Annotated in this window: 27 protein-coding genes and 2 pseudogenes; 17 read left to right on the forward strand and 12 right to left on the reverse strand. The window is 65.9% G+C overall.

Features of this window, described 5'->3' with window-relative positions; translation table 11 throughout:
• Position 1 precedes the first annotated feature (1 nt).
• A complete protein-coding gene (locus tag OG874_RS13160; RefSeq protein ID WP_330255412.1) occupies positions 2-634 on the reverse strand; it encodes an HD domain-containing protein in 633 nt (210 codons plus the stop codon).
• Positions 635-705: 71 nt separating this feature from the next.
• On the opposite strand from OG874_RS13160, the gene OG874_RS13165 reads away from it, so the two are divergent.
• Positions 706-1,674, forward strand: coding sequence for a GlxA family transcriptional regulator (locus tag OG874_RS13165; RefSeq protein ID WP_330255413.1), 969 nt, complete (start codon positions 706-708; stop codon positions 1,672-1,674).
• A 3-nt stretch (positions 1,675-1,677) separates the two neighbouring features.
• Here the strand turns inward: OG874_RS13165 and OG874_RS13170 are convergent, their stop codons facing one another.
• Entirely contained in the window at positions 1,678-2,436 is a 759-nt protein-coding gene (locus OG874_RS13170) for an SDR family oxidoreductase (protein WP_330255414.1), read from the reverse strand.
• A 105-nt stretch (positions 2,437-2,541) separates the two neighbouring features.
• On the opposite strand from OG874_RS13170, the gene OG874_RS13175 reads away from it, so the two are divergent.
• The 3 genes and pseudogenes from OG874_RS13175 to OG874_RS44695 form a co-directional block, all read left to right on the forward strand.
• Positions 2,542-2,817 (forward strand): hypothetical protein, encoded by a 276-nt coding sequence (locus OG874_RS13175; RefSeq protein ID WP_330255415.1) that lies wholly within the window; start codon positions 2,542-2,544, stop codon positions 2,815-2,817.
• Complete coding sequence (locus tag OG874_RS13180; RefSeq protein WP_330255416.1) at positions 2,817-3,146, forward strand: hypothetical protein; 330 nt, start codon at positions 2,817-2,819, stop codon at positions 3,144-3,146. The genes OG874_RS13175 and OG874_RS13180 overlap by 1 nt, the downstream gene beginning before the upstream one ends.
• Positions 3,041-3,265 (forward strand): annotated as a pseudogene (locus OG874_RS44695) (hypothetical protein); the annotation flags it as partial. The gene OG874_RS13180 and the pseudogene OG874_RS44695, both read left to right, overlap by 106 nt.
• A gap of 41 nt (positions 3,266-3,306) precedes the next feature.
• Here the strand turns inward: OG874_RS44695 and OG874_RS13185 are convergent.
• Complete coding sequence (locus tag OG874_RS13185) at positions 3,307-3,573, reverse strand: hypothetical protein (RefSeq protein WP_330255417.1); 267 nt, start codon at positions 3,571-3,573, stop codon at positions 3,307-3,309.
• Positions 3,574-3,786: 213 nt separating this feature from the next.
• A complete protein-coding gene (locus OG874_RS13190) occupies positions 3,787-4,506 on the reverse strand; it encodes a TioE family transcriptional regulator (protein WP_330257277.1) in 720 nt (239 codons plus the stop codon).
• Between the two features lie 112 nt (positions 4,507-4,618).
• Between OG874_RS13190 and OG874_RS13195 the strand changes: the two genes are divergently transcribed.
• Positions 4,619-5,836, forward strand: coding sequence for an erythromycin esterase family protein (locus OG874_RS13195; protein WP_330255418.1), 1,218 nt, complete (start codon positions 4,619-4,621; stop codon positions 5,834-5,836).
• Here OG874_RS13195 and OG874_RS13200 read toward each other — a convergent pair.
• The 4 genes from OG874_RS13200 to OG874_RS13215 all read right to left on the reverse strand — a co-directional run bounded on the left by OG874_RS13200 (position 5,824) and on the right by OG874_RS13215 (position 9,477).
• Positions 5,824-5,991, reverse strand: a complete 168-nt coding sequence (locus OG874_RS13200; RefSeq protein ID WP_330255419.1) for a hypothetical protein — start codon at positions 5,989-5,991, stop codon at positions 5,824-5,826. The genes OG874_RS13195 and OG874_RS13200 overlap by 13 nt on opposite strands.
• Before the next feature lie 124 nt (positions 5,992-6,115).
• Entirely contained in the window at positions 6,116-6,988 is an 873-nt protein-coding gene (locus tag OG874_RS13205; protein WP_330255420.1) for an alpha/beta fold hydrolase, read from the reverse strand.
• A gap of 194 nt (positions 6,989-7,182) precedes the next feature.
• The gene (locus OG874_RS13210) at positions 7,183-7,650 is read right to left on the reverse strand and encodes a hypothetical protein (RefSeq protein ID WP_330255421.1); all 468 of its coding nucleotides are present in this window, start codon (positions 7,648-7,650) and stop codon (positions 7,183-7,185) included.
• Between the two features lie 570 nt (positions 7,651-8,220).
• A complete protein-coding gene (locus tag OG874_RS13215; RefSeq protein ID WP_330257278.1) occupies positions 8,221-9,477 on the reverse strand; it encodes an NAD(P)/FAD-dependent oxidoreductase in 1,257 nt (418 codons plus the stop codon).
• 102 nt (positions 9,478-9,579) lie between these two features.
• Here OG874_RS13215 and OG874_RS13220 point away from each other — a divergent pair, with 102 nt between their 5' ends.
• The 10 genes from OG874_RS13220 (at position 9,580) to thpD (ending at position 18,097) form a co-directional block, all read left to right on the forward strand.
• Positions 9,580-10,758, forward strand: coding sequence for an IS701 family transposase (locus tag OG874_RS13220; protein WP_442943396.1), 1,179 nt, complete (start codon positions 9,580-9,582; stop codon positions 10,756-10,758).
• Between the two features lie 678 nt (positions 10,759-11,436).
• Positions 11,437-12,060: a PAS and ANTAR domain-containing protein gene (locus OG874_RS13225; protein WP_330257280.1), complete on the forward strand. Its 624-nt coding sequence runs from the start codon at positions 11,437-11,439 to the stop codon at positions 12,058-12,060.
• A 104-nt stretch (positions 12,061-12,164) separates the two neighbouring features.
• Entirely contained in the window at positions 12,165-12,599 is a 435-nt protein-coding gene (locus OG874_RS13230; RefSeq protein ID WP_330255422.1) for an anti-sigma factor, read from the forward strand.
• The gene (locus OG874_RS13235) at positions 12,589-13,374 is read left to right on the forward strand and encodes an RNA polymerase sigma factor SigF (RefSeq protein ID WP_330255423.1); all 786 of its coding nucleotides are present in this window, start codon (positions 12,589-12,591) and stop codon (positions 13,372-13,374) included. Before OG874_RS13230 ends, OG874_RS13235 begins: the two co-directional genes overlap by 11 nt.
• A gap of 126 nt (positions 13,375-13,500) precedes the next feature.
• Entirely contained in the window at positions 13,501-13,899 is a 399-nt protein-coding gene (locus OG874_RS13240) for a hypothetical protein (RefSeq protein ID WP_330255424.1), read from the forward strand.
• Positions 13,900-14,125: 226 nt separating this feature from the next.
• Positions 14,126-14,836, forward strand: a complete 711-nt coding sequence (locus OG874_RS13245; protein ID WP_330255425.1) for a response regulator transcription factor — start codon at positions 14,126-14,128, stop codon at positions 14,834-14,836.
• 130 nt (positions 14,837-14,966) lie between these two features.
• The gene (gene ectA, locus OG874_RS13250) at positions 14,967-15,548 is read left to right on the forward strand and encodes a diaminobutyrate acetyltransferase (RefSeq protein WP_330255426.1); all 582 of its coding nucleotides are present in this window, start codon (positions 14,967-14,969) and stop codon (positions 15,546-15,548) included.
• Positions 15,545-16,813: a diaminobutyrate--2-oxoglutarate transaminase gene (ectB, locus tag OG874_RS13255; protein ID WP_330255427.1), complete on the forward strand. Its 1,269-nt coding sequence runs from the start codon at positions 15,545-15,547 to the stop codon at positions 16,811-16,813. The genes ectA and ectB overlap by 4 nt, the downstream gene beginning before the upstream one ends.
• A 1-nt stretch (position 16,814) precedes the next feature.
• Entirely contained in the window at positions 16,815-17,210 is a 396-nt protein-coding gene (locus OG874_RS13260) for an ectoine synthase (RefSeq protein WP_330255428.1), read from the forward strand.
• A gap of 11 nt (positions 17,211-17,221) precedes the next feature.
• Positions 17,222-18,097 (forward strand): ectoine hydroxylase, encoded by an 876-nt coding sequence (gene thpD, locus OG874_RS13265; RefSeq protein ID WP_330255429.1) that lies wholly within the window; start codon positions 17,222-17,224, stop codon positions 18,095-18,097.
• Between the two features lie 51 nt (positions 18,098-18,148).
• Here thpD and OG874_RS13270 read toward each other — a convergent pair whose 3' ends face one another.
• Complete coding sequence (locus OG874_RS13270) at positions 18,149-19,429, reverse strand: hypothetical protein (protein WP_330255430.1); 1,281 nt, start codon at positions 19,427-19,429, stop codon at positions 18,149-18,151.
• Positions 19,426-19,647: a hypothetical protein gene (locus OG874_RS13275; protein WP_330255431.1), complete on the reverse strand. Its 222-nt coding sequence runs from the start codon at positions 19,645-19,647 to the stop codon at positions 19,426-19,428. The genes OG874_RS13270 and OG874_RS13275 overlap by 4 nt, the downstream gene beginning before the upstream one ends.
• Before the next feature lie 223 nt (positions 19,648-19,870).
• Here OG874_RS13275 and OG874_RS13280 point away from each other — a divergent pair, with 223 nt between their 5' ends.
• Positions 19,871-21,928 (forward strand): AMP-binding protein, encoded by a 2,058-nt coding sequence (locus OG874_RS13280; RefSeq protein WP_442943397.1) that lies wholly within the window; start codon positions 19,871-19,873, stop codon positions 21,926-21,928.
• A 6-nt stretch (positions 21,929-21,934) separates the two neighbouring features.
• Here OG874_RS13280 and OG874_RS13285 read toward each other — a convergent pair.
• Both OG874_RS13285 and erm read right to left on the reverse strand, forming a co-directional pair.
• A pseudogene (locus OG874_RS13285) lies at positions 21,935-22,779 on the reverse strand (hypothetical protein); the annotation flags it as partial.
• Between the two features lie 149 nt (positions 22,780-22,928).
• On the reverse strand, positions 22,929-23,738 hold the full coding sequence (gene erm, locus OG874_RS13290) for a 23S ribosomal RNA methyltransferase Erm (RefSeq protein WP_330255434.1): 810 nt from the start codon (positions 23,736-23,738) through the stop codon (positions 22,929-22,931).
• A gap of 669 nt (positions 23,739-24,407) precedes the next feature.
• Between erm and OG874_RS13295 the strand changes: the two genes are divergently transcribed.
• Positions 24,408-26,804 (forward strand): ATP-binding protein, encoded by a 2,397-nt coding sequence (locus OG874_RS13295; RefSeq protein WP_330255435.1) that lies wholly within the window; start codon positions 24,408-24,410, stop codon positions 26,802-26,804.
• The last annotated feature ends 86 nt before the right edge of the window (positions 26,805-26,890 follow it).

Genomic DNA, 26,890 nt, shown 5'->3' on the forward strand with positions numbered 1-26,890 from the left:
GCTACTCTCCCCAGACCGAGGAAGCGGCGGCGAACTCCAGACTGGTCACGCCGTCGGCCCGGCGTTCGCGCAGCAGTTCGCCGCCGATCGAGTAGCGGGGGCCCGCAGCGGCTGACCGGGCAGCTCGCTGCACGATCGCGTCGACGAGCGAACGGGCCATGGCGAGGCGGGGATAGCAGGCGTGGATCCGCTTCTCCCACCCGGAGACGATCTCCGCGTTGCGCCCGAAGTCGATGCCTACGCCCGCGCGAGTGAGGTAGGCCAGCAGGCCGCGGCGCTCAGCTATGCCGGGAGAAGTGTGCAGGGCGATCGCCTCCCACACGCGGTCGATGTCCGCCCCGGCGACGCGGTGCTCCCGCAGCAGGTCCGCCGCCAGATCCGCGCCTTCGACCTCGAAGCGAGCTTCGCCCGTCGCGAGGTCGCCGGTGCCCAGATCGTGCAGGACGGTCGCGGCGAACAGTAGATCACGGTCGTAGGCGGCGTCCTGCAGGCATCCCTCGTGGGCGGCGAGGAGTTGAGCGAAGAAGAAGCTGCGCACGCTGTGGTTGACCACCGACGGGGTCTCGGAGGCACGGACGGTGGAGAGGATGGCCTCGGCCAATGGGCCGGTGGGCAAGTCGAGCGAGAAGTCCATGTGCGCAGGCTACGAGCCATATCGCCGTGCTCGACAGTGGCACGCGAGCCAGGTATCGCTACAATCGTGCCATGTCGAGCCGAGATCGGCACCGAGTCGCGGTGCTGGTACTTCCGGGAGTGCTCCCGCTCGACCTCGGCATACCGGCGCAGGCCTTCGGCACGGACCCGCACTACCAGGTCACCGTCTGTGCCGATCTGTCGGCCGGGCCGGTCCACAGCGGCGGGTTCACCGTGGCCACGCCTGCCGGGCTGGAGGCGCTGCGGGACACCGACACCGTCGTCGTCCCCGGCTACCAGGCCCCGGGCGCCCCGGTTCCCGCTGCGGCACTGCAGGCAATCCGCGCGGCGCACGCGCGTGGAACGCGGCTGGTGTCGATCTGTACGGGGGCGTTTGCGCTGGCGGCCGCCGGGCTGCTGGACGGGCGCCCCGCAACGACCCACTGGCAGCAGACCGATCTACTCCATCGCCTGTACCCGCGGATCGACGTCCGGCCGAACCGGCTCTACGTCGATGACGGCGACATCCTCACCTCGGCGGGAGTGACCGCGGGTATCGACTTGTGCCTGCACATCATTCGAAAGGATCACGGTGCCGCGGCCGCCAATGCCCGCGCTCGGGCACTCGTCGCCCCGCCCCAGCGCTCCGGCGGTCAGGCGCAGTTCATCGAGCGCTTCCGGCCGGCCGCCCGCGGTGATGGCCTCGCGCCGATCCGCACCTGGATGCTCGACAACCTGATCCGCCGTCAGACCGTCGACGAACTCGCCCACCGCGCGCACATGTCCCGCCGGACATTCATCCGGCGCTTCCAGCAGGAGACCGACACTTCGCCGATGGCCTGGCTGACAGCCGCCCGCATCGACTGGGCCCGCGAACTGCTGGAGACGACCACAACCCCCGTCGAACAGGTTGCCCGTCTCAGCGGCCTCGGTAGTCCCGCAGCCTTCCGGGCCGCCTTCCACCGCCACGTCGGCACTTCCCCCGCGAACTACCGAACCACCTTCCAAGCGGCTGGACAACCATCGGCAGAACCGGTCTGAGGTTTACGGCTGTGCCGGATAGAGCCGGTCCAGCCATTCGTCGAAGGTCGGCCCGGCCAGGATCGCATCCGGTCCGGGCAGCAGTGCACCGTCGGCCTGCGGTTCGTGGTTCGGATCGTCAGTGTCCACGATCTCCTCGACATGCGCCGGATTGCCCCGCCGCGCAGCCAGTTTCGCGGTAGCGGCGGCCAGGTTGAGCTCCTGCGGCCCGGCGATCTCGACCCGCTCGATCCCGGCTTCGTCGACGACGAGTTCGGCCAGCTTCTCGGCGACGGTCCGCGCGGCGACCAGTTGGGTCCGTGTTTTGGGCACATAAGCCGTATCCCCACGGGTCGTCCAGTCGAGCATCATCTCAGTGAACTCGTGGAACTGTGCGGCGCGCATAATCCGCACCGGCACCGGGCCATCCTGATAGGCCTGCTCTTGTGCCAGCTTCCCGGCATAGTGGCCCGCGGTGAACGCGTCGATGCCGATAATCGACACCAGCACAATCCTTTTCGCCGCCACCGCGGCCGCCGCACGCTGCACATTGTGCGCGATGGTCCGGAAGAAGTCCGTCACCGCGGCGGTTTCGGTGGTCGGGGCGTTCACCGCATCGACTACTGCCTCCACACCGGCCAGCGCCTCGGCCAGCCCTTCCCCGGTGTAGACGTCGACCCCGGCCGCCCGAGTGATCCCGATGACCTCGTGTCCTTGGTTCTTCAATACATCGACCACTTCGCGGCCGATCCGTCCACTGGCTCCAACTACCGCAATCCGCATCACTACCTCCTGAGTCTCGTTCATCGAGTAGACGAAGCGCCGAAGCGAAGTGTGACAGCCAGTCACCGACCTGTCGGTCGGTTACTATGCGCGTAGTATGTGAGTATGGGGTTCGAGTGGCCGGACTGGGCGTTTGCGCACTTGATCGGCATCGGACCCCGGGAGGTACGCCAAGTCCTCGAAGGCGCTCGGCGCTGGCCGCGGATCGCCGATGACGGGAACGTCACGGTGTTGTCGGTCTGGGGTCGCACTGGTGCCGGTCGGCCGTTGATCGTGGCGACGCGCCGGCAAGACCAGTGGACCTGGCTGATCATCGGCGCCCGCGCAATGCGCGACGACGAACTGAAGATATTCGAGGAGTGGGAACAGGAGAACCGGTGATGAGTGACAGGGATTTCCCGTCCACCCCGGACGAAGTGGCGGCGTTCATGGATCGGCTGACCTTCAGCGAAGCGCCGGTCCCGCCCGAGCAGGCACCGCCACCACTTGCCCCCGGTGACGACATCGTGGTGACCAGCTCGATCCGCATGCCGCTGGAGCTGCACACCCGCGTCAAGCAACTGGCGGACAGCCGTGGCATCGGTATGTCCACACTCATCCGGGAATGGATGGAGGCGGCCATCGCCGACCTCGACGGCGACCAGCTCATCTCCCGCGCCGACGCGGTGCGCGCCCTGTCTCGGCTGCACCCGATCCACCGCGCGAGCTAGCGGGACGGCAGCGGTTGGCCTGCGATCATGGCGGATATGGAAGCCGCCGTCTACCTGATCACGGGCATCCAAGCCGCCGGGAAGTCCACGGTCGCTCAGGCGCTGGCGGAGCGGTTGCCGCGCTCGGCGCATGTGCGTGGAGATACGTTCCGCCGCTTCATCATCGGCGGCCGAGCCGAGATGAGTCCGGAACCGTCGCGGCGGTGTATACCCGGGCGATGACCGGCGGGATGTTGCGCAGCGCCGGTGTGCGCTCGAAGACCGGCAGCAGCACCGCCAGCGGACCGCGCGGCGGCCCGAAGTTGCCCACCTCGACGTTCGTGATACGCGGGCTCCAGTCACGCAGTACCGCCGGGAGGTCGTCGCGCTTGATGCCCCACGGCATCGGCGGGGCAGTGTAGTTCCTGGTCTTGGCGAACCCTTTCATCGTCTCGCGGGAGAACCACGGTCCCGTTGTCGCAGCGCTGGAACTGGGTCTCCAGTCCTGCCCCGAGTTCCACGACCGTCCCAGCGGGATATTCGGCGAGCCAGCCACGCACGGCGTCGTCGAAGATTCGGGCGCGTTGGGCATCTGCCGTGGGGAGGCACGTGGCTAGTCACGTGGCGTCGGCGAAGTCTCCGTCGATGAGCGCGAAGAGCTTTACCTCTCCTCGGCTGCCCCCGGCTCCGTCTGATCGAGCAGAGTGAGGTACGTGTCGAGTTGGGCCGCGCCGGCGAGAAGGTTGCGGCTGCGCGTGGTCAGCCGGTCCTGCCAGGAGTCGAGGAAGGCGCTCAACGCGTCCGCCCCGCCCGCCTCGCGCAGCGATTCGATGAACTGCGCGACCTGGCGCAGCAAGTACCCGCCTCGGCGCAGCTGCCGCGCGATCTCGGCGTCGCGCACGCAGTCCGGTCCGTATTCGCGGTAACCGGTTGCCCGGTCGCGTTCGGGGCGCAGGATGCCCTCGGTCTCCCAGGTGCGCAGCGTCGCCGGGTGCACGCCGAGTCGACGCGCGAGTTCGCCCACGGTCAGCGGTCGACCGTTGACAGGGGTGGGTGTCGTGGTGGACAGGCTGCCAAGGGCTGTCGCGACCTCGGTGCGGGTGTCGCGTTCGGCGAGCAGCGTGACGTGCGTGGCGTCGATGAGCCGGTAGGCGGACTCGGTGTCGCCCCGGTTGGTCGCGCGCATGATCTCCATCGCCTGCTGGTGCCCGTGGCCGCCGCGCAGCGCGAGGAAGGTGCGCAGGGCCTGCGCGTGCAGGGGCGTGTAATCCCGGTAGCCGGTCTCGCTGCGCTCGGTCGGCGGGAGGATGCCCGCGTCCTCGTAGTTGCGGATCGCCTGTGCGGACAACTCGTGTTCTCGGGCGAGGTCGATGGGTCGCAGCTTGTACCTCCGTTTGAGGCTTCGATCTGTCAAATGCAAGGAGAAGTCGCAGAAGTTTCAATGGATTCTTCAACGATATTGTCGAGGGTAGTTCTTTCAGAAAGGGGTGTTCATGTTCACTGCCGCATCGCTGCATGGGATCGGCCGCCAACTCGACGACCCGGCAAGCCTGGGCCGTGCCCTCGACGAGCTGCTCGCCGCGCGGACCGAACCGCCGACCCTGCTCGCCCTCGGCGAACCGACACACGGGATCGAGGCGTTCCCGTTACTGCGCAACGAACTCCTCGGTCACCTCGTCGAACGGGGGTACCGGTCGATCGTGCTGGAGACCGATGTCTTTGCCGCGTCCGTTGTCGACGACTACGTGGCCGGGGGAACAGCGGAGATCGACGAGGTGCTAGCGACCGGGTTCAGCCACGGGTTCGGCGCCGTACCGGGCAACCGTGAACTCGTCGAATGGCTCCGCGCGCACAATGCCGGCCGCGCACCGCAGGATCGGGTTCACTTCCATGGCTTCGACGCGCCGTTGGAGATCTCCGGTGCGCCGAGCCCGCGACGCGCGCTGTCCTCGGCCAACGACTACCTGCCCGCGGCGCTGCGGCCAGAGTCGGTCCGCGACCTCGACGCGCTGCTCGGCGAGGACGCGGACTGGACGAACGAGGCGGCCATGTTCGATCCGGCAGCGTCCATCGGCGCCTCCGACCCTGTTCGCGCCCTGCGCATCGTCGCAGACGACCTCGCCAGCACGCTACGCCGCGCGGCACCCGGTCTGCGCCACGCCGACCCGACCGGCTACGCCCACGCCGTCGCGCACGCGCGCACCGCCCAGGGCCTGCTGCGCTATCACGCGGCCATGGCCAGCCCCGCGGCCGATCGCATCGCGACCTTGCTCAGCCTGCGCGCCGAGATGATGGCCGAGAACCTGCTCGCGATCGTCGCGCATGAGCAGCGACGCGGGCCAAGCCTGGTGTTCGCGCACAATGTGCACCTCCGGCATGCGCAGTCCCACATGCCGGTCGGTGAGGACGAGGTGAGCTGGTGCAGCGCTGGCGCGCTCGTCGGGCTCACCCTCGGCGAGCGCTACGCGTTCCTGGCAACCGACGCCAACCCCCACAGCGACCCAGGCACCCTCCAAGGCGTGTTGGCCGAGGCGACCACCCGCCGCGCCCTGTTCCCGACACCGGCCCTGCGCGCCGCGCTTCCCCCGTCGATCGGCACGGGCGAACCGATCGTGCCCGGCCATCTCCCGCTGAGTCCGGCAGAGTTGGACGGCGCCGACGCCGTCATCTTTGTCGCCGACACCGACGGAAAGCGGCATCAGTACTGGTAGCGGCACATTCTGACCATCCACTGCCCGCCGAATTGCACACGCATCCGTCTGCGGAGCGGTTCGGCGAACAACAGCCGTTCCGGCAGCGGCTCGGCTACCAGGAACTGCCCTACCGACCTGGTCGCCAACGGTCCTTGCTGCCATGCCAAACCCATTGGTTTCTCCCTTCGTCGATCGAGCTGGCCACTGTGTCCCATGCCGGCACGCTCCCTGGAGGCGAATTCGCGCGATGTGGGGCATTGGTGTTCTCCTGGTGAGCGCCCGGGGGGGCGGCGTAGGTCAGCTCGTGACGGTCACGCTGCTCATGAAGTCGCGGATCAGTTCGGCGACATCGTCGCCGGCGCTCTCCAGCAGAAAGTGCCCGCCACCGAGCAGGTGGATTTGCGCGTCCGGTACATCCTCGGCGAACGCGCGGGCGCCTTCCGGCCCGAAGATCTCGTCTCCTTTGCCCCACACCGCCAGCAGCGGCGGGTGGCACCGGCGCAGATACTCGTGCAGCGCCGGGTACATCGGTGGGTTGGTCGCGTAGTCGCGGAACAGGGCAAGCTGGACGGCGTCGTTGCCCGGCCGCGACAGCAGCGTGAAGTCGTGATGCCAGGTATCCGGGCTGACCAGACTCTCGTCGGCGACGCCGGTGAGGTACTGCCACCTCGTGGCCTCCAGGGTCAGCGCGGTGCGGATGTTGGCCTCGGTCTCGGGCGTCTGGGCGCGCTGGTAATCCCACACGGTGGTCCAGAAGCTGTCCACGAAGCCGGCATCGTAGCCGTTGCCGTTCTGCGTAATGATCGCGGTGATGGCCTGCGGGTCAGCCAACGCAAGGCGCCAGCCGATCGGGGCGCCGTAGTCCTGAACGTAGATCGCGTAGCGCGTCACACGCAGCTGTTCGAGCAGCCCGGCGGTCAGGTCGGCCAAGGCGTCGAAGGTGTAGTCGAACTCGTCTACAGACGGAGCGGCGGACAGTCCGAACCCGAGGTGATCCGGCGCGATCACACGATACCGGTCAGCCAGTGCGGGGATCAGGTTGCGGAACATGAACGAGCTGGTCGGGAAGCCGTGCAGCAGCACGATCGCCGGGGCGGCGGCGGGGCCGGCCTCCCGATAGAACAGCCGTTGGCCCTGCACGGTCGCGGAGCGGTGATGAACAGCGGTCATCTCTAACTCCTTTTACATATTATGGTGGTTAGAATCCACTGAAGCACCGTGTGACATAACCCGTCAAGTGGCCCATGACAAGTCGGACGACATCGACGAACGACGAACCGCGCCAAGACACCGTGCACGGCGAAGACTCGATCTGGCGGTCCGTGAAAGTGGCGTCTGGCAGTAGCGTCTCCTGGCGGGTTCGGTTACGAGCGTTCCCCCGTTCCCTCGCCGCTGTTGCGAGCTTCGACGGCCTTGACGGTCTTTTCGAGCGCGTGTCTCAAGACGGGCTTGCCGACCGTCCCGACCACCACGCCGAGCACCCGGCCCTTGAGGTTCTTCCCCTCGCGGACCACGACAACATCCACATCGGTCGTCCCGTCGGGCCGGCGAGTAAAGGTGTATGTGTGGCCCGAGTGGCCGCCCCACGTGTTGGAGTCGGTGGTCGTCATGACGACGCGATTGGGGTCCGACCAGTCGTAGTGCAGGCGTTCCCAGATGCCGCGCGAACCCTCCGTTACGTCGGCCTCGCCGGGGCCCCGGGCGTGTACCTCGAGGTATTCGTCGGTGCTGTTGCCGAACAGCTGTGCGCGGCCAGGCCCGAAGTCGGTCAGCGCCGCGACAAACTGCTCGGGCGTCGAGTTCGTCGTCTCCTTGAAGTGAATGGTGGACATGATTGCTCCTTTGCTTTGGCGGGGATGTCCTTCGAGCGTGAAGCGATTGCGCGGCACCGTCACCGCGGTGCCCTGCGATGGCGGGGTACCCGCGTACCCCCTTCTCGTGGGAGCGCGCTGTGTTCTTCGATAGTGATGGCACCTCCTGAGCCTGCGGTCGCTCGAGAACGGCGGCGGGGTTTCGGCTACCCAGAACACCAGTCGGGTTCGGTCCACGCGGTGGGTTCAGGCCCCTAGTGCTCCCGGTCGGCACTGACGGCGTAGTTCATCGAAAGACAGTCGGCAAAAGCATCTGGCCGACACCCTCTCCGGGGTGTTTGCTGCCCTATTTCTGCCCGGCCCACCTGTACCTGGTCTCGATCAATTATCTCCCCTGCGAGGATGGCGCCACACCTTTTCGCTATTCAGCTATTCGGATGCGGGCCACCACCTGCCAACCGGCACCCATACGGTGGCCGACCGCCCAGGAATCGCCTCTCGGCACTCGACTGCAGTTGTCGAGCGCGGGGCGGGACACGTGCTGCGCGGAAGGCACCCGTCACCACCGAGATCGTTGCCTCTTCTATCGGATTATGTATCCGTCAGCGCGATTGGTAGTCGATGGGCGGACTCGGGTCCGTGCTCGGGCGCGGCCTGCAGTTCGGACGCGGCGGCGGCCAGCAATGCGTCGCGGTCGCGGCTCAACGGAGGATAGATACGCCGGGTGTTGATGGCGCGTTTGGTGTTTTTAGCCTCCTCGCCGCACGAGACCACGTGGCGGTCCCAGCCCTCGGTATAGACCGCGCCTGCCGGTCCCAGATCGAGAACCGTTACATACCAAGGGATCCGCAACGGCTTCACGGGCTTGCCCAGAAGATCGCCGATGACGTTGTAGCCGGCCCATCGGCCCATCGGGCGGCTGTGCTGGCAGGACATCACCGACATGTGCTCGTCGTCCATTTTTGCGGCGGCGACGTCACCGGCGGCGAATACCCCGGACACACCGCAGACCCGCAGATAATCGTCGACGGGGAGTCGACCCAGCCGGTCACGGTCGACCCCGAAGTCTGCGGTCAGCGGGTTGGCCCGCATGCCGGCACACCAGACGACGGTGGCGGCGGTCACCACTTCACCCGAGGAGAGCCTCACGCCGCGCTCGTCGATGGCGAGGACCCCGACGCCCAACTTGGTCTCGATCCCGGTGTCGGCCAGCGCCGCCTCGATGACCGGTCGCGCCGATGCGCCCATATCCGAGCCGACCAACGGGTTGCGGTCGATCAGGATGACCCGCGGTACGACGGCACGCGCGGCAAAGGCGTCGGCGAGCATCGCGGGCAGCCCAGTCGCCTCTTCGATCCCCGTCAAACCTGCCCCGACGACGACTACTGTCGCGGCCGCCGGGTCAGCGGGGCCCTCGGCAAGCCGGCGCAGGTGGGCTTGCAGTCTGGTCGCTGCATCATGGGTGTCGATATCGAAACCGAACTCCCGCAGGCCAGGGATATCGGGCTTGACCACCTGGCTGCCCAACGCGAGCACCAGCCGGTCGTAGCCGTGAGCGCCCGCGGTGGATTCCACGACCCGCGCCAGAGCATCGATCGCCGTCACTTCACCGATGATGTGCTCGATTCCGACTGGATCGAGAAGAGCGCTGAGCGGGATGCGGGATGTGCTCAGATCGGTCTCATAGTCGCGCACGCGGATGTCGTGGTACGGCGTGGAACTGATCATCGTGACATCGACGGTTCCGGCCGCTGCACCGAGTTCGTCAAGCCGCCGGGCCGCCGCGAGCGCCGCCCACAGACCCGCAAACCCGGACCCTAGAACCACGACACGCGAAGGATCGGTCACTGCAGCGCGCTGCACATCGCCATTCTAACACGACAGTTGTATTTCGTTGTGCTGCAAGCGAGTTGGTTCTGGGGTAGTTTGGCGCGGGTGCTGGATGATGTTGTGGCCGAGGATGTTTCGGCTTGGCGAGTGGGTTTCGATGAGGTGTTCGCGCGGGTAGCGGGGGTGTTCTATCGGACTGAGCCGCGGCGGTGGGCGCGGGCGTATCTGACGGGGTTGTTGGCGCCGGTGGAGCGCAAGAACTCCTGGCAGTTGGCCGATGCCGCCGGCGTGGTGGAGCCGGACGGTTTGCAGCATTTCCTGAACAGGTCCAGGTGGAGTGCTGATGATCTGCGTGATCATGTGCGCTCGTATGTGGCCGAGTCATTGGCCTGCCCGGACGGTGTCCTGGTGCCGGATGAGACCGGGTTCGTCAAGAAGGGCACGAAGTCGGCCGGGGTTCAACGCCAGTATTCCGGCACCGCGGGCAGGGTGGAGAACAGTCAGTTGGGGGTGTTTTTGGCCTACTCCGGCCGCGCTGGGCGTGCGTTGATCGACCGGGAGCTGTATATACCCGAATCATGGATCAGCGACCGAGACCGCTGTAGCGAAGCGGGAATACCCGAAAAGCGTTGCAGTGAAGGTGTTTTGACCAAGCCGCGACTGGCCGAGGCCATGATCGAGCGGACACTGAGGGCCGGGGTGGTCGCGGGGTGGGTGGCCGCTGACTCCGCCTACGGCCGTGACGGGAAGTTCCGGGCATTCCTGGAGGCTCGTCGGATGTCCTATGTCCTCGAGGTGCCGGTCAAACAGACCGTCACCGATATCGACGGGCGTCGTCGGGTCGACACTCTCATCGGCCGTGCTCCCGCCGAGGCATGGCACCGGGTTTCGTGCGGACCTGGGGTTCGAGGCGAGCGCGTCTACGACTTCGCGTGGGCCACCCTGCCCGGCTTCGGTGACCTCCCGGCCGGGTTCGTGCGCACCCTACTCGCCCGCCGATCGGTCGAGGACTCCACCGATATTGCCTACTACCTGTGCTTTCACCCCGACACCGTGACTCGTGAGCAGATCGTCGCTGTCGCTGGAGCCCGGTGGGCGATCGAGGAATGCTTCCAAGCCGCCAAAGACCAATGCGGCCTCGACCACTACCAGGTACGCCGATGGGACCCCTGGTACCGCCACATCACCCTGGCCATGCTCGCCCACGCCTTCCTCGCAGTCACCGCCGCCACCGACCCAAAAGCCCACGCGGGCTGGGCCCGATCACAGTCGCCGAAATCCGCCGTCTCCTGGCGATAGTGCTCCACCCAGCCCGCACCCTCACCCACGCACTCGCCGCCTCCCGCTGGCGCCGACGCCACCAAACCCGCGTCCGACAAACCAGATACCATCGACAACGACTGTGACACAACGAAATACAACTGTCGTGCTAATACTCCAGCCGGACTTCATGATCGTTGATGCTGCTGGTCGCGGCGCTGGAAGTGGGGTGGCCACCGCGTGGTCATGTTGTGTTTGTGTGGGGCGCAACTGAATTGGTGGTGGCCGCGTTCGACCCTTCAGTGTCATGGTCTGCAGTCGTTGCCCCGCGCCGGGTGGCAGTAGAAGCCCGTCGGGGGCAGCAGCCATGCCGCCTCCTTTTGGGGTCGAACCGTTGAACATGGGGCATTGGGCGCATACCCGGCATCGGCCGGATCAATCGGGGGCGGAGTGTATGCCCGGAAAACGCGGGTATGCGCCACTTGTGAGCGTCGGTGTTCGCGGTGGCCCGGGTGATCGCACCGTGGCGCTGGCGCAGGGCGAGCGACGCGGACGGTTGAACCGAATCCGAAGACACGGCACACCAGCGATATGGCCTTAATCCCTGGTGTAGCCGATATCCGGGCATCGCGCACGGTCACGCCTCATACTTGCGCTGTGAGAGAGAGTGGGTCGGTTTCACCCGAGGACGCGCTGGCGTTGGGTCGGGTCATCGGCATGGGTAAGCCGCAGAGTGTCGGCACCTTCCAGTTCCGGTTCGCCGATCAGCGGTGGGAGTGGTCCGACGAGGTCGCGGCGCTGCACGGTTACGAGCCGGGGACAGTGTCGCCGACCACCGAGCTGCTGCTCTCGCACAAACATCCTGAGGATCGGGCGCAAGTGGCCAACGCGTTGGCCAAGTCCATCGAGAACGCGGACCCGTTCTCGAGTCGCCACCGCATCATCGACACCGCGGGCGATGTACATCACGTGATCGTGGTCGCCGATCGCCTTGTCGACGAGACCGATACGGTGATCGGCACCTGCGGCTACTACATCGACGTCACCGACGCGCTGGCCGAACGTCAGCAGGAGACCCTCGACGACGCGCTGCCCGAGCTCTATGCGGCGCGGGCAGTGATCGAGCAGGCGAAGGGCGCGCTGATGCTGGTCTACGGCATCAGCGCCGAACAGGCGTTCCGGGTGCTGAGCTGGCGCTCCCAGGAGACCAATGTCAAGCTGCGGACCTTGTCCGAGCGGTTGGTCGCCGATCTGAACTCACTGACCCATTCGGTGGGCGATCTGCGCACGAAATTCGACCATCTGCTGTTGACTGCGCATGAACGGATCGACGCCGACTGATCCGCTGCCCCGATGTTTCGATCGTGATCGGCCGGGTAAGTCGCGAGTGGTCCCCGACCCGAAGGCACGTTCCGGTCGGCTCGGAGGAATAGGTGGTGATGGGTATGGGGGAGTCGACTTCCCAGTCCGCTGTGGAGCGGACGACGACGATCGGGGTACGAGTACCCGCCGAGCTCGAGCAGCTGACAATGCTGCGCGCACTCGCCGAAACCGTAGCCCTGATCGCGGATTTCGCGATCGACGAGGTCGTCGACATCCGGCTCGCACTCGACGAGGTGGCGACCTCGCTGATCCTGGACGCCGTACCGGGTTCGACACTGGATTGTGAATTCACCTACAACGAGAACGAAATGTTCGTGCGCGTCGCCTCGGCGGCAGTGTCTGAAACAGTAGTGGGTCAAGCCGGATTCGGCTGGCATATCGTGCGCACACTGACGCAATCGATCGCGGCGGTACAGGAGCCGTTCGACAGTGCGGTCTCCGGATATCCGACCGTCGTCGACTTCGCTTGGGCGCGAGGTGGTGCCGATGGCGGCTGAGTCGAGATCACGCGGCGACAGCTACGACAATATCGAGCCGCTGTTCGAGAAGATCGCCGCCCTGGATTCGACCGACCCCCGTCGAGGACCGTTGCGGGAGGAGCTGATCGGCCGGTGCCTACCGCTGGCCGAGCACATCGCGCGCAAGTTCTCCGGACGCGGCGAGAATTTCGACGATCTGCTGCAGGTGGCCCGCTTGGGCCTGGTGCAGGCCGCGGACCGGTTCGACATCACGCACGGTTCCTCGTTCTTGTCCTTCGCGGTGCCGACCATCATGGGCGAGGTCCGCAGGCATTTCCGGGACAACACCTGGGCTGTGCGGGTGCCCCGGCGCACCAAGGAGATCCAGCTCAGCCTCGGCCCCACCATCGAGGCGTTGTCCCAGCAACTGGGCCGCATACCCAGGGCACGCGAGATCGCCGAGGAGCTGCGGGTGGACCTCGTCGAGGTCACCCAGGCGCTGATCGCGGGCAATGCCTACCAGTCCAGCTCACTCGACGCGGTGGCCGGCGATGATATCGAGAACGCGCCGCTGCCGCTGCTGGACAGCCTCGGCGTGGAGGAGTCGCACTACCGGTACGTCGAGGATTACCTGGCGGTCCAACCGCTGATCGAAGAGCTGCCCGAGCGCGAAAAACAGGTCCTGATCATGCGCTTCTTCGAGTCCAAGACCCAGTCGCAGATCGCCGAGCAACTCGGCGTCTCGCAGATGCACATCTCCCGCATACTGTCCAGAACGCTCGCGAAGTTGCGTGACCAAGCGCTGCGCGATTGACCGGTTCGGGGAATAGGTTGTCGCCCAATGTGTTTCGCTGTGATCGGATCCACTGTTTGCCCGACGCAACGCGCGGGTACGCGAAGGGCAACCGGATAACCGATGCCGACGCGCAAGGAGGTCGTCATGAACGATCAGCGACGACCGGGCACCCGAGATCCGTACATCGGACCGGGGGCTTCGAGGTCGCTGAAAGGTCCGCTGGAATCCACTTCCCGCGTCGAGGGGGCGCAACAGGCCGGCCGCATTCTGGTCACCCGCAATCATGACGTGATCCGGCGCTGGGCGGAGCAGCGCGGCGCACGTCCGGCCACCATGCCCGGCAGCGAATACAACGGTCGCCTCGGCGTGCTGCGGTTCGACTTCCCCGGCTATGGCGGCGCGGTACTGCGTGCGGTCGGCTGGGACGAATGGTTCGCCACCTTCGACGCACGTCGGCTGAGCTTCCGATATCAGGAGCGCAGTGCCAACGGCGGGCCGAGCAATTTCAACCGGCTCGAACAGTCTCAGCGCGATGATTGGTGAGCGCAGCAAACTGTGACCGCCGTCATATGCAATTTGCGCAAAACGGGTGTGCGCACCAGGGTGGAGTAGCCGGACGCCGACCGACGGACCGTGACCAGCCGTTTACCGAACAGTTGATCGGGGTATTCCGTCAGTTGGCAAAGGTGCTCCAAGGCGGACTGTCGCGTCGGTTATGGGTACGCGAGTCTCCGCGTCGCGCGTCCGCGTGTCTGCAAGGGATGAGGGCTTGACCGCAAACCTGATGATCGTTGACGACGATGAAGTGGTGCGGGGCGCACTGCGCTCGGCCATGGAAGACGAGGGTTACGACGTTGCCGAAGCCCACGAGGCCGAGGACGCGCTCACGTATCTGCGCAACAACGACGCCCCCGATGTGATGATCGTCGAGCTGATGCTCGGCGATATGGACGGGTTCGACTGCATCCGGGAGATCCGCCGCGACCACGACGTCCCGATCATCGTGGTCAGCTCGCGCGACGACACCCACGATGTGGTGGCCGCGCTGGAGGCGGGCGCCGACGATTACGTCACCAAGCCGTTCGAGATCAAGGAGATCTCCGCCCGCATGCGCGCGCTGCGCCGGCGCGCGCGCCTCACCATGGAGCGGGAGACACCTCGAGAGGCCGTGCTCGACGCGCACCCCGACACGCCACTGATCCTGGATCGTGACGGCGGCGCCGTGCGCCGCGGCGAGGACGAAATCCGGCTCACCATCACCGAATTCAAATTGCTCTGCGAACTCGCCGAATCACCCGGCCGGGTGCTCAGCCGCACGGTGTTGCTCGAAAGAGTTTGGGACGACGGCTTTTTCGGCGATGAGCGGATCGTCGACGTGCATATGCGTCGCCTGCGCACCAAAATCGAGCGTGATGCCTCGGATCCGCACATCGTGGTTACCGTGCGCGGCCTTGGGTATCGGCTCGATCTGCAGCGCTGAAACATCAAAAAGTGTGACCTAGCCTGCAGTTGTGATCTTTTCGTAACACAACCGCAAAGAGATCGACTGGTTCACCTCAAAGTAGCTTCGTAAGCCTGGATAAGTACTGCAGACCCGACCAGGGAGATGTATGTCACTGCACACCTTGTCCACCACGAATGCCGATCCATCGGTCACCGAATACCCTGCGGCCGTGCCGATTTCGGCACACGAGCGGCCGGTGCTGCGGCCGCCACGAGTAGGCGACGCGGCCCAGATCTGGCGTGTCGCCAAGAATTCGCGGGTTCTCGATACCAACTCCAGCTACGCCTATCTGCTGTGGTGTCGCGATTTCGCGAGTACCTCGGTGGTCGCCGAACTGGGCGGACGGGTCGTCGGATTCGTGATCGGCTACCTGCGCCCGCAGGCACCGGAGACGGTCTTCGTGTGGCAGGTCGCGGTCGAGCACGAGCAGCGGGGACGCGGTATCGGTGCCGCGCTGCTGGACACCCTGCTCGACACCGCCGCCGACGCCGGGGTTTCGGCGTTGGAGACGACTATCGCACCGGACAATCCGGCGTCGGTCGCGATGTTCGCCGCCGTCGCGCGCCGCCGTTCGGCGCATATGACCAAGCAACCCCTATTTGAACCCGATCACTTCCCGGACAGCCACGCTGCCGAAGACCTCTATCTGATCGCCCCCACCGCCCGAAAGCAGGAGGTTCGCCGTTGACTACCGTCGAGACGACCATTTTCGAGGAACTGGAATCCAATGTCCGCGGCTACTGCCGTGCCTGGCCGACGGTGTTCACCACCGCATCCGGCACCTGGCTGCGTGCCGAGGACGGGAAGGAGTACCTCGACTTCTTCGCCGGTGCTGGTGCGCTGAACTACGGCCACAACAATCCGGTGCTCAAGCAGCCGCTGCTGGAGTACATCGCCGGTGACGGCATCACGCACGGCCTCGATATGTCGACCGTCGCCAAGCGGCGGTTGCTGGAAACGCTGCGCGACACCGTCTTCGCGCCGCGCGGCCTGGAGTACAAGGTCCAGTTCCCCGGCCCGACCGGCGCCAATGCCGTCGAGGCCGCACTGAAACTGGCCCGCAAGGTCACCGGGCGCGAGACCATCATCAGCTTCACCAATGCCTTCCACGGCATGTCACTCGGCGCACTGTCGGTGACCGGCAACGCCGCCAAGCGCGCGGGTGCCGGTGTGCCGCTGGTGCATGCCGCGCATATGCCCTATGACGGCTACTTCGACAACACCACCGCCGACTTCCAATGGATGGAGCGGGTGCTCGACGACACCTCCTCGGGCTTCGACCGGCCTGCCGCCGTGATCGTGGAGACGGTGCAGGGTGAGGGCGGCGTCAATATCGCGCGCCCGGAGTGGTTGCGGCATCTGTCCGAATTGTGCACGGCGCGTGGCATTCTGCTGATCGTCGATGATGTGCAGATGGGCTGCGGCCGGACCGGGCCGTTCTTCTCCTTCGAGGTCGCGGGCATCACTCCCGATATCGTGACGCTGTCGAAGTCGATCGGTGGGTACGGGTTGCCGATGGCGCTGGTGTTGTTCAAGCCGGAGCTCGACCAGTGGGCGCCGGGTGAGCACAACGGCACCTTCCGCGGGAACAACCCGGCCTTCATCACCGCACAGGTCGCGCTGGAACACTTCTGGTCCGACGGCACGCTGCAGGCCTCGACCGAGGCGAAGGGCCAGCGGATCGGCGCGGCGCTGACGCAGTTGACCGAGTACTTCCCGGGTATTTCGACGCGGGGTCGCGGACTGGTGCACGGTGTGGTCTTCGACGATCCCTCGCAGGCCAGCAAGGTCTGCCAGGTCGCCTTCGAGCGCGGCCTGCTGGTGGAGACCTCCGGCTCACTGGACGAAGTAGTGAAATTGTTGCCGCCGTTGACGGTCAGCGATGAAGAGGTCGAGCACGGCCTGCGGTTGCTGACCGGCGCGGTCGGCACCGTCTGCGGACAGGAGAGCTGAGATGATCGTGCGCAATACCGCGGAGATCACCGACACCGAACGCGATGTCGCGGGCCAGGGCTGGCGCAGTAAGCGCATCATCCTCGGCGGCGACGGCGTCGGATTCTCCTTCCACGAGACCACCATCGAGGCTGGGACCGTGCACGAGTTCCACTACCGGTATCACGTGGAGGCGGTCTGGCTCATCGAGGGCGAAGGGACGCTGACGGATCTGAACACCGGCGTCACCTACGAACTGGCGCCCGGCTCGATGTACCTGCTCGATGACCACGAACGCCATCGCCTCGAGGTGCGCACCGATATGCGGATGATGTGTGTGTTCAACCCGCCGGTCACCGGGCAGGAGGTCCACGACAGCGACGGCGTCTATCCGCTCGTCGCGGCCCAGGTCAGCTGAAAGGAGGCGCAATGACGTTGGTGCAGACCAGCGATCGCTACCCGACCCGCCTGCACGTGGCGGGGCCACATCTGGACCGGACCGATCCGACGGTGTGGGGTTCGACCGACTCCGAGCAGCTATCGTCCTTCGACGCCAATGGCTTCGGGATCGTCGACCAACTGCTGACACCGGCCGAGGTCGCGGAGTTCAGCGCCGAAATCGACCGTCTCGCCGGTGATCCGGCACTGCTGGGCGACGACCGGGTGATCGTGGAGAAGTCCTCGAACCGGGTGCGCTCGGTCTTCGAGGTGCACCGGCTCAGCGCCGCGATCGCCGAGTTGGTGCGCGAATCCCGGGTCGCCGGGATGGCCAGGCAGGTGCTCGGATCCGAGGTCTACATCCACCAGAGCCGGGTCAACTACATGCCCGGCTTCCGTGGGACCGGCTTCTACTGGCATTCGGATTTCGAGACCTGGCACGCCGAGGACGGCATGCCGGCGCCGCGCGCGGTCAGCCTGTCGATCGCCCTGACCAACAACTACCCGATCAACGGCAGCCTGATGGTGATGCCCGGTTCGCACCGCACCTTCGTGCCGTGCACCGGCAGCACCCCAGCCGAGCATTACCGGGAGTCGTTGCAGGAGCAGGAGATCGGCGTACCGACCAACGCCGATATCTCGGCGCTGGCAAACCGGTACGGCATCACCCAGTTCACCGGCAATGCCGGTTCGGCCCTGCTGTTCGATTCGAACATCATGCACGGCTCGTCGAACAACATCACCCCGTTCCCGCGCTCGAATATCTTCCTGGTGTTCAACAGCGTCGAGAACGCCTTGGTGGAGCCCTTCGCCGCCCCGGCCCCGCGCCCGACGTATATCGCCAGCCGGGATTTCACTGCGGTTTAGCGCGGTCTGCCCGCGTGCATGGACTGCAAACATGCACGCGGGCACCAGGTCTCAGCCGTAGATGTCCAGCGTGACGGTGAGCGATGCGAGCTGGGTGAACAGGCCGAGGTCGCGGGCGTGGCGTTCGATATCGGTGCGCTCCTCGGCGGGCAGCTTGGCCCAGAGCTCGCCGAGACGGACCTGGGTGTCGGCGTCGGTCGCGGCGAGCACCCGCAGCAGGGGCGACCACAGACGGCCCTTGGTCGCGATCAGCGGGAGTGCGGCCAGCGTCGGTTCGGGCAATTCGATCAGCTGGGCGCTGGTTCGGCGTCGCACCTCGACGTCGGTGCGCTCGACCAGCGCGAGCAGGCCGCGCCAGAGCACGGGGTCGGTGACATACGCGACAGCGGCGACCAGTGCCGACATCGCCGCCCGGTCGGCGGTGATCGGATTCGCGGCCAGGGTGTCCAGAGCCGATGGGCTCAGTGCCGCGGTGAAGCGGAGCATGTCGTCGATCGCGCCGTCCGCGATGAGGGTGGTGGCGAGATCGGTGACGGCTTCGGGCGCACCGATCTCGAACAGCACGTCGCCGAGTGCTTCGATCACATCCTCGTCGCAGCGGGCGAAGGCCGATATCGCCGCGAGCCGCAGCTCGGTCGAACCGGCCAGGATCGTTTCCAGGATGCCCGGTATCCGGTCCAGCGGGCCGGTCAGCAGCTGGCGCACGATCGCGCTGATATTCGGGGCGGAGTAGGCGTAGGCCGCCGACATGATCAGCCCGGCGTCATCCGGGACGCCCGCCTCGATGGCGCGGATGAGCGGCGTGGTGGCATAGGCGAGCAGGGGTCCTATGGTGACGTAGTCCTTGCGGCGCATCAGTTCGTTGGCGATCCGCACGATCGGTTCGGGCGGCGCGACAACGGCGAGTTGGCCGACGGTGTGCGGGTCGATATGCGGCGCGCAATCGGCGGCATACTTCGGATTCAGCATCCCGACGGCTTCCGCGGCCTTTTTGGGATGAACGACGCCGACCGCACCCGCCGCACGTCCGCCCATCATCGGTGGCACGATCCGCTGCACCAGCGGTATCGAAATGCTCAGCGGGATGATCGGCACCAGCATGCTGAGCCGTTTGAAGGTCGCGGCGTGCTCGTCGAAGATGACGCGCGCCATGCGCTGTTGCAGGTCGTGCAATTGCGCGGCGCCGAGCCTGTTCAAATGTGTCAGGCGTTCTGCGGGAACATGCAGTGTGCGGGCAAGCAGAATCAACTGTGCCCTGGTCACGAGGTCGGGCCGACCCGGCTCCCGGCCACCACGTTCCATCGAGTCGCTTCGCGACGCTGAGTTCGTCATCCGAGCCGATTCCCGAACATGACTTTCTTGGCCGCCGTGCGCAACGGCCATGGCAGTGCACCGACCAACCTGTCGACCGCCGCGGTGAGCCCGGCCGTCTCGGCGGCGCGCGCGTCGCGGAACATACTCAGCAGGTCGGCGGCCTCCGTATCGGAGAGCTGATCGAGGGCCGCCACCGGGCCGCCCAATTCGTGTTCGAGGTCTGCTCTGGCGGTCATAGGTGCTCCCCGTTTCCCAAGCTTTGCGCAATGACGGTGCACGAAGGGTGCTAGATCACATTGTGCAGGCAGCCATGGCCTGCGGGAATCTGTTCGCGAGCAATGGATGTCCGGCAATCCTCCGGCAAGCGACGGGCACTTGACCTATGTGTTACTGCTGGGTACAAATGCGTAACAGCGCCGTCTCGGTCACCTTGATTCGGCCCACGAGAAATGCATGCAGTTGGTTACCGACGTCATCAATGTCGATGCGGAGTTCGAAGTCGCACGCAAACCCCTGTGGGATCTGCTCATGGACCCGCAGACATACGCCCGGATGTTCCCGGGAATCGGTGTATGCGAACGAGCCGAGACATCGGACATACACCCCGTTCTGCTGTTCCGCGGTGGCTCGGCGGCGATATCCATCACCGCTCCGCCCATCCGGCTGGTCGTCGGCAAAGAGACGGAGACCTTCGAACTGCAATGCCCCGGCCTGGGCAGCTTCGTCACTGTGCGGTTGCGCGGCGCCGCCGAAGCCGACCGGACCCGGGTCACGGTCACCTATTTCGGTGCCGGCCGGATCCATTCCGCCATCGCCGAATACGACAATGCCGACGTGGTCACCTGGACCCACGCCGCACTCGACCGTGTCGCCGACGCCATCAACGGCGCGCCGACATCGGTGCTCGTCAACGGTGAGGACTCCACGGTCGGCCATCAAGTGGGCACTCTCAAGCAGATGATGACGACCGGTGTGTTACGCACCTACCGGCCCGACCGTGCGTTCAAACAGATGGGCGGCCTGGCGAAATGGGGTTTCACGCTGGCTGGTGGCTACGCGGCCGCCGCCGGGCATTCACCGAAACGGCTCGCGCTCGCCGACGAGTACGCGGCCTACAGTTTCGCCGATATCCACGCACGCTCACACCGGCTGGCCTCGGCGTTGGCGATGTTCGGGATCGGTGCGCGCGACAAGGTTGGGCTGCTGTCGCGCAATCGGGTGGCGATGGTCGAATGCATGGTCGCCACGGGCAAACTCGGCGTCGACACGGTACTGCTGAATACCGGGCTCTCGGCGCGGCAGATCGAGGATGTCGCGGACCGGCACGGGCTCTCGGCGGTCTTCCTCGATGATGAATTCGAGCCGCTCATCCACTACATCGCCGCGGAGGTACCGCGCTTCTCGACCGGACGGATCAGCGCCGCGCAGCGCAATACGGTCGACGATCTCATCGCGCTCGACGCGCCGACGTTCACCAAGCCGGCGCAACCGGGCAAGCTGATCGTGCTCACCTCCGGAACCAGCGGAACGCCCAAGAGCGCGCAACGCCCGCAGCCCAAGGGTTTCCATACGGTCGCCGCGCTGCTGTCGCGGATCCCGATGCGGATGGACGAGACGATGCTCATCCCGTCCCCGCTGTTCCACACCTGGGGTCTGGCCGCACTGCAGATCAGCACCGCGATTCGGGCCGGCGTGGTGCTGCCGGAGCGCTTCGATGCCGAGGACTGCCTGCGCCTGATCGACCGGCACAAGGTCACCACACTGATCGTGGTGCCGCTGATGGTGCATCGAATCCTGGAGCTGCCCACCCATATTCGCGATCGCTACGACACCTCGAGCCTGCGGGTGGTGGCCAGTTGCGGTGCACCGCTGGCGGGCACCACGGTGCAGCGGTTCCTCGACACCTACGGCGACATCCTCTACAACGTCTACGGTTCCACCGAGGTGTCCTGGGCGACCATCGCCGATCCGGTGGATCTGCGGGCCGCGCCGACCACCGCGGGGCGGCCGCCGCTGGGCACCAAACTCGCTGTGCTGGACCAGGATCTGCGTCCAGTGCCGCGCGGGGTGACCGGGCGGATCTTCGTCAGCAACCATATGCTCTTCGACGGCTATACCGATGCCACGCCGCCGACCGAATCCGGGGGCATGCTCGACACCGGCGACCTCGGTTATCTCGATGTCGAGGGGCGGCTGTTCGTCGCGGGCCGCGATGACGAGATGATCATCTCCGGTGGTGAGAACGTCTTTCCGCGGCCGGTGGAGGAGGCGCTGTCGTATCTGCCGCAGGTCAGTGAGGTCGCGGTCGTCGGTGTGCCGGATCCGGAATACGGCCAGCGGCTGGCGGCGTTCGTGGTGACCAGGGAAGGGTTCGGCTTGGACCGGGATATGGTGTGCAACTACATTCGCCACCGCCTGAGCCGGTTCTCGGTGCCGCGCGATGTCACCTTCCTGGATGCGCTGCCGCGCAACGCGACCGGCAAGATCCTCAAACGCACGCTGATCCAACCCGGGTGACGCGGTTCAGCGGGCGACGATGCGGCCCAACGCGGCGAGATCCTGCTCGAGCATCCGGAACAACCAGTAGATGGCGACGAAGGCCAGCGCACTTCCGACACAGAGCACGCGCAGCGCCACGATGACGGCCGGAATACCCGCGGCGGGAATGAAGGTCGCGCCCGCGACGCCGAGCAGCGGGACGGCCGCGGCGATGGCCAGAAAATAGGTGCTGCGACGGTCGAGTTGCCGCAGCTGCCCGGCGTCCTCGGCGCCGAGTCCGCCATGCGGCAGGAATATCGGGTAGATGCAGCGCACCGCGTAGAAGCTGACCAGGAAATACGGGTAGGCCATCGCAATGGCGCCGCAGACGATCTGGGTGATGAAGAAGTGCACGTAGGCCTCGGCGCTGAGCTGGTTGCCGGAAACCTGCACCGAGACCGGGACGACGACACCGGCCACGACCCATAGAGCGAAGCAGGTCAGCACATTTCGGCGACCGAGTTGCAGGGTGTCGGTGCGCGCCCGAGCCAGCGTCGGCGCGTCATAGGACTTGCCCTTGTGTAGTCCGCGCGAGATCGACCAGAGGTTGGCGAGCAGCACGTTCGTGACGATGAATCCGATGAGGAAGCAGATGCCGTGCGGTCGCCGCCGGTCACCGTCTCGTCGTCGAAAGGTTTACTGCCGGTGAGCAATTCCCACAGCATGACGGCGAGCGCGTAGAGATCGCTGCGGGTGTCGAGGTCGGCGGCGGTGGTCGACTTGTCCGGGTGTAGGGCCGCGAGCTGCTCCGGCGACATGTAGGCCAGTGAGCCGCCGAAGTAGGCGACGGGGCTGTCGCCGGAGACATTGCCACTGAAGCTGATATTGAATCGACCTCGGCGACCCCGTTGCCGCGCGAACCACCCGGCGATCGGTCCGGAGCGGCCGTCGCCCCCGGTACCGGCGGAGCGGGGTGCGCCATCTGCGCATCGTATCCCCGCCGATACCTCGGTGGCGGCTCAGTTGGGCAAGTGATTTGCTAGCTCAATGCCCGGTAGAGGGTGAGCCAGCGGTCGGGGGAGACCAGGCCGACCGGTTCGTCGAGGGCGATCGTGGCGGTGGCGCACGCTTTGCGTACTTGGTGAATTGGAAAGGCGCGGCGAAGTGAGGCCGCGAGGGATCCGCCGACGCCGGTGAAGCCGAGTTCGACGAGACGGTGGTAGTCGCGCAGAGCGTTGGGGTCGAGTAAGGGCTGTCGTCGTCTGTTCAGACGCAAGACGGCGGCGTCGACCCGGGGCATCGGATGGAAATGGCGTCGGTCTACCAGGGTGCCCAATGTCATTGTCATGGCGGGCCATTGGGTTACGGTGAGCTTGGTCCAGCGGCCGTAGTCGCCGGTGTGTTTGCGGGCGAATTCCCGCTGGGTCAGCAGGGTCGCGGCGGTGAGCTGGGGCGCCGCGAGACACCAGCGGACGATATCGGTGGTTGCGGCGAAGGGGATATTCGCGATGACGACGAACGGCCGGCACGGTGGGGTGATGTCGCGAATATCCGCGTGGTGTATGCGAATTCGGTGCTCGTCGGAGTATCGCCTGCGGAGTCGCGCGACGTAGTGGCCGTCCTTTTCATAGGCCAGAATCTGTCGCGCGGTTGCCAGCAGATGCCGGGTCAGCATGCCATCGCCGGGGCCGATCTCCACAACGAGGTCCTCGGCGCGAATACCGGCTGAACGCACCAGCATGCCGGCAACGCCGGTATCGGTGAGAAAGTTCTGCGACAGTTGTTTTCGGGTGCTGCCGGTGCGAATGCGGGTATCGCGGGCGCGCGGCAGCGAACGATTGCGGGACATGGGTGTCCTCCGAACGGAGTGGTCGAATCAGGAATGTGTGATTCGCCCGGACCCATGCCGGAACATGCCCCAAGCTGGGGCGCAACCCATCAGGGCGCAGCGCGGTCGCTCAGCGACCGGACGCGAGAACCTCGATCAGATCGATCGGGTGATGGGAACGGAGTGCACCGGCAGAATCCAGGCCTCCGCGCGCAGCCGCACGTAGTACGCGCCGACCACGCACGCTCCGTTCGAGCCAGGACTGCCTCCCATACCGGCCAACCTAAGGCACCCGCTCACAATCCGCGAACGATTTATCAAGTCTTACCGACCACGATGACCGAGTGGCGTAGTTCGCACTCGCGTGGCTGCACGAAAATCAGGGCGAATTCGACAAGGGAGTCCGGATATCGTGTCGCAGGCCGGGCGGGGTTGTTGCTGTGAGATGTGGACGTAGGCGTAAAGGGCACATTAGGCTGGGGAAACGCGAAATGATCGCGTGTTTGCTCGTGCCGACCGCGCTGTGTGGTGCGGGCCGACGCCGTTCGCCTATCTGAGGTGATCGACAGGCGCCGTTGCTGGGTGCCGTGTGGTGATCGGTGATGTGCTGCGGTGGTTTTCTGGTCGATGCGGGACAACGCCTGCGTGCCGCCAGCCGGGGGAGCGGGACGGAAAGGTGGTGGTGCGGTTGTGAGCGACGTCGATTTCCGTCGGTTGTTCGAATCGGCGCCGGGGCTGATTCTGGTTCTCGATCCGCGTCTGCGCGTCGTGGCGGTGACCGACGCGTACGAGCGGGCGACCATGACCGAACGCGCGCAGATTCTCGGGCGGGACGTCTTCGAGATCTTTCCGGACAACCCCGAGGACGCCCAGGCCGAGGGAGTACGGAACCTGCGGGTGTCGCTGGAGCGGGTGCTGCGCGATCGGGTCACCGATGCGATGCCGGTGCAGCGCTACGACATCCGCCGTCCGGACGGCACGTTCGAGGAGAGGTTCTGGAGCCCGTTCAACTCCCCGGTCATCGACTCGTCCGGCGAACTGCAATACATCATCCACCGCGTCGAGGACGTCACCGAGTTCATGCGACTGGAGGCCTCCGACGCGGCTCAGCAGCGGGAGGCCGCCGCCCTGCGCGCCACGACCCGGCAGATGGAACAGGAGGTCTTCGCCCGCGCGCACGACGTGGCAGAGGCCAGCCGCCAGCTCAAGGAGGCCAACGCCGAACTGGCCGATCTGTACGCGCGCAGCAAGGAGCTCGACGAACTCAAAAGCCAGTTCTTCGCCAACGTCAGCCATGAGTTGCGCACTCCGCTGATGTTGATCCTTGCGCCCGCGCAGAAACTGCTGGACGCGAGTGCCGACGACGACTCGAGCCGCGCGGACCTCGAGCTGATCATCCGCAATGCGCAGATGTTGGTCAGGCAAGTCAACAATTTGCTCGACGCGTCCAAACTCGAGGCTGGTGCAGTCCAGCCCGATTACGTTCGCGTCGACGTTGCCGAGCTGGCGCGGCTCAGCTCGTCCTACTTCGAATCCGTGGCTGTCGATCGCGGGGTCGGATTCACCGTCGATGCCCGGCAGTCGATCACTGCCATCCTCGATCCCGAGCACCTGCAGCGGATACTGGTGAATTTGCTGTCCAACGCGTTCAAATTCACCGAGTCGGGCGGGACGGTGCGCTGTTCGGTGTCAGCGGGTCGAGATGATCGAGTGATCATCGAGGTCGCCGACAGCGGGCCCGGCATACCGGTGCAGCAGCGGTCGGTCGCATTCGACCGGTTCCGGCAAATCGATGGCGGGCCCACCCGCAGGGTCGGCGGCACCGGCCTTGGTTTGAGTATCGTCCGCGATCTTGTCCGACTGCACCGCGGTGAGGTCACCATCACCGACGCGCCGGAGGGCGGGGCGATGGTGGTCGTGGATCTGCCTCGGACAGCGCCCGCAGGCACTCCGGTCCGGGCGGCGGCGCCGGACGCTGAGCAGGAGCGGCAGTCCCTCGATCCGGTCGCGGCGATCGCGGAACTGACCACCACGGCTGATTCGCCGACGGGTCGGCCCTCGGTCGCTGCGCCGTCCAGGCCGGTGGTAGTGGTCGTCGAAGACAACGCCGACCTCAACGCCGTTATCCAGCAGGCATTGTCGGGACGCTACCGGACGCTGGCGGCCTCCGACGGCCGGTCCGGGCTGGAGCTGGCGCGGTCGTGCCGTCCGGACCTGATCATCTGCGACATCATGATGCCGCTGTTGAGCGGAGATCAGCTGCTCGCCGAGGTGCGGGCCGACCAGGTGCTGGCGAACACGCCGGTGCTGATACTCAGCGCCCGCGCCGATGACGAGTCACGGCTGGCGCTGCTGCAGGCCGGCGCCAACGACTACCTGCCGAAACCGTTCACGCTCAGCGAACTTCACGCGCGCGTGGACAACCTGGTGAACCTCCGGCTCGCCGAAGCCCGCCTGCGGACTGTGCGGATCGCCGGCGAGCGCGAACGGATAGCGATCGAATTGCATCGCACCGTGATTCATCGGCTGTTCGCGCTCAGCCTGCAGCTGAGCGGGATACGGTCGCTGGTCCGGCGACCGGTTATCGCCGATCGGCTCGACGATGCGGTCACCGAACTCGACACCGTGATCGACCAGATTCGGTACACCATCAACGAACTCGAGCCCGTCTCCGAGGACGGCGGGTTGCGGACACAGCTGCTGGACCTGATCTGCGAGACCGCCGAGACGCTGGCAGCGCACTCCGAGGTTTCCTTCACCGGGCCGCTGGACACGATCGACGGAACCCTCACCGTCGGCGTCTACGACGCGGTACGACACCTGATGTCGGTGATCGTCCGCCACGGCGCAATGACCGAAGAGATCGCCCTGCAGGCCACGCTGGATGCCGATCTTGTCGTGACGGTGAACGAAAAGGCCGATGCCGCAACAGACCCAGCAGCAGACCGTGGTGACCCGGAACTGCTGCCCGAGCGTCTCGCCAACCATGCTGCGGCGCTCGCCATCACGACACCGGCCCCCGGTGAAACCACGTGGACGTGGACGATACCCAGACCCTGCACAGATTTCGCGCACCAGGACCGATGAGAGCCCACTTGCGACCGTTCGGGGCAAAACGGCACGCCGACAGACACATTCACGTTTGCCGATCGCGCGGTGGGTGCGGGTGCGGC

Origin of the sequence: Nocardia sp. NBC_00565, from assembly GCF_036345915.1 — a bacterium.
GTDB lineage: Bacteria > Actinomycetota > Actinomycetes > Mycobacteriales > Mycobacteriaceae > Nocardia.

Coding starts and splice junctions, on each gene's coding strand:
- OG874_RS13160 (WP_330255412.1), bottom strand. CDS start 634: ATGGACTTCTCGCTCGACTTGCCCACCGGCCCATTGGCCGAGGCCATC.
- OG874_RS13165 (WP_330255413.1), top strand. CDS start 706: ATGTCGAGCCGAGATCGGCACCGAGTCGCGGTGCTGGTACTTCCGGGA.
- OG874_RS13170 (WP_330255414.1), bottom strand. CDS start 2,436: ATGCGGATTGCGGTAGTTGGAGCCAGTGGACGGATCGGCCGCGAAGTG.
- OG874_RS13175 (WP_330255415.1), top strand. CDS start 2,542: ATGGGGTTCGAGTGGCCGGACTGGGCGTTTGCGCACTTGATCGGCATC.
- OG874_RS13180 (WP_330255416.1), top strand. CDS start 2,817: ATGAGTGACAGGGATTTCCCGTCCACCCCGGACGAAGTGGCGGCGTTC.
- OG874_RS13185 (WP_330255417.1), bottom strand. CDS start 3,573: ATGAAAGGGTTCGCCAAGACCAGGAACTACACTGCCCCGCCGATGCCG.
- OG874_RS13195 (WP_330255418.1), top strand. CDS start 4,619: ATGTTCACTGCCGCATCGCTGCATGGGATCGGCCGCCAACTCGACGAC.
- OG874_RS13200 (WP_330255419.1), bottom strand. CDS start 5,991: ATGGGTTTGGCATGGCAGCAAGGACCGTTGGCGACCAGGTCGGTAGGG.
- OG874_RS13205 (WP_330255420.1), bottom strand. CDS start 6,988: ATGACCGCTGTTCATCACCGCTCCGCGACCGTGCAGGGCCAACGGCTG.
- OG874_RS13210 (WP_330255421.1), bottom strand. CDS start 7,650: ATGTCCACCATTCACTTCAAGGAGACGACGAACTCGACGCCCGAGCAG.
- OG874_RS13225 (WP_330257280.1), top strand. CDS start 11,437: ATGGGTAAGCCGCAGAGTGTCGGCACCTTCCAGTTCCGGTTCGCCGAT.
- OG874_RS13230 (WP_330255422.1), top strand. CDS start 12,165: ATGGGGGAGTCGACTTCCCAGTCCGCTGTGGAGCGGACGACGACGATC.
- OG874_RS13235 (WP_330255423.1), top strand. CDS start 12,589: ATGGCGGCTGAGTCGAGATCACGCGGCGACAGCTACGACAATATCGAG.
- OG874_RS13240 (WP_330255424.1), top strand. CDS start 13,501: ATGAACGATCAGCGACGACCGGGCACCCGAGATCCGTACATCGGACCG.
- ectA (WP_330255426.1), top strand. CDS start 14,967: ATGTCACTGCACACCTTGTCCACCACGAATGCCGATCCATCGGTCACC.
- OG874_RS13260 (WP_330255428.1), top strand. CDS start 16,815: ATGATCGTGCGCAATACCGCGGAGATCACCGACACCGAACGCGATGTC.
- thpD (WP_330255429.1), top strand. CDS start 17,222: ATGACGTTGGTGCAGACCAGCGATCGCTACCCGACCCGCCTGCACGTG.
- OG874_RS13270 (WP_330255430.1), bottom strand. CDS start 19,429: ATGACGAACTCAGCGTCGCGAAGCGACTCGATGGAACGTGGTGGCCGG.
- OG874_RS13275 (WP_330255431.1), bottom strand. CDS start 19,647: ATGACCGCCAGAGCAGACCTCGAACACGAATTGGGCGGCCCGGTGGCG.
- erm (WP_330255434.1), bottom strand. CDS start 23,738: ATGTCCCGCAATCGTTCGCTGCCGCGCGCCCGCGATACCCGCATTCGC.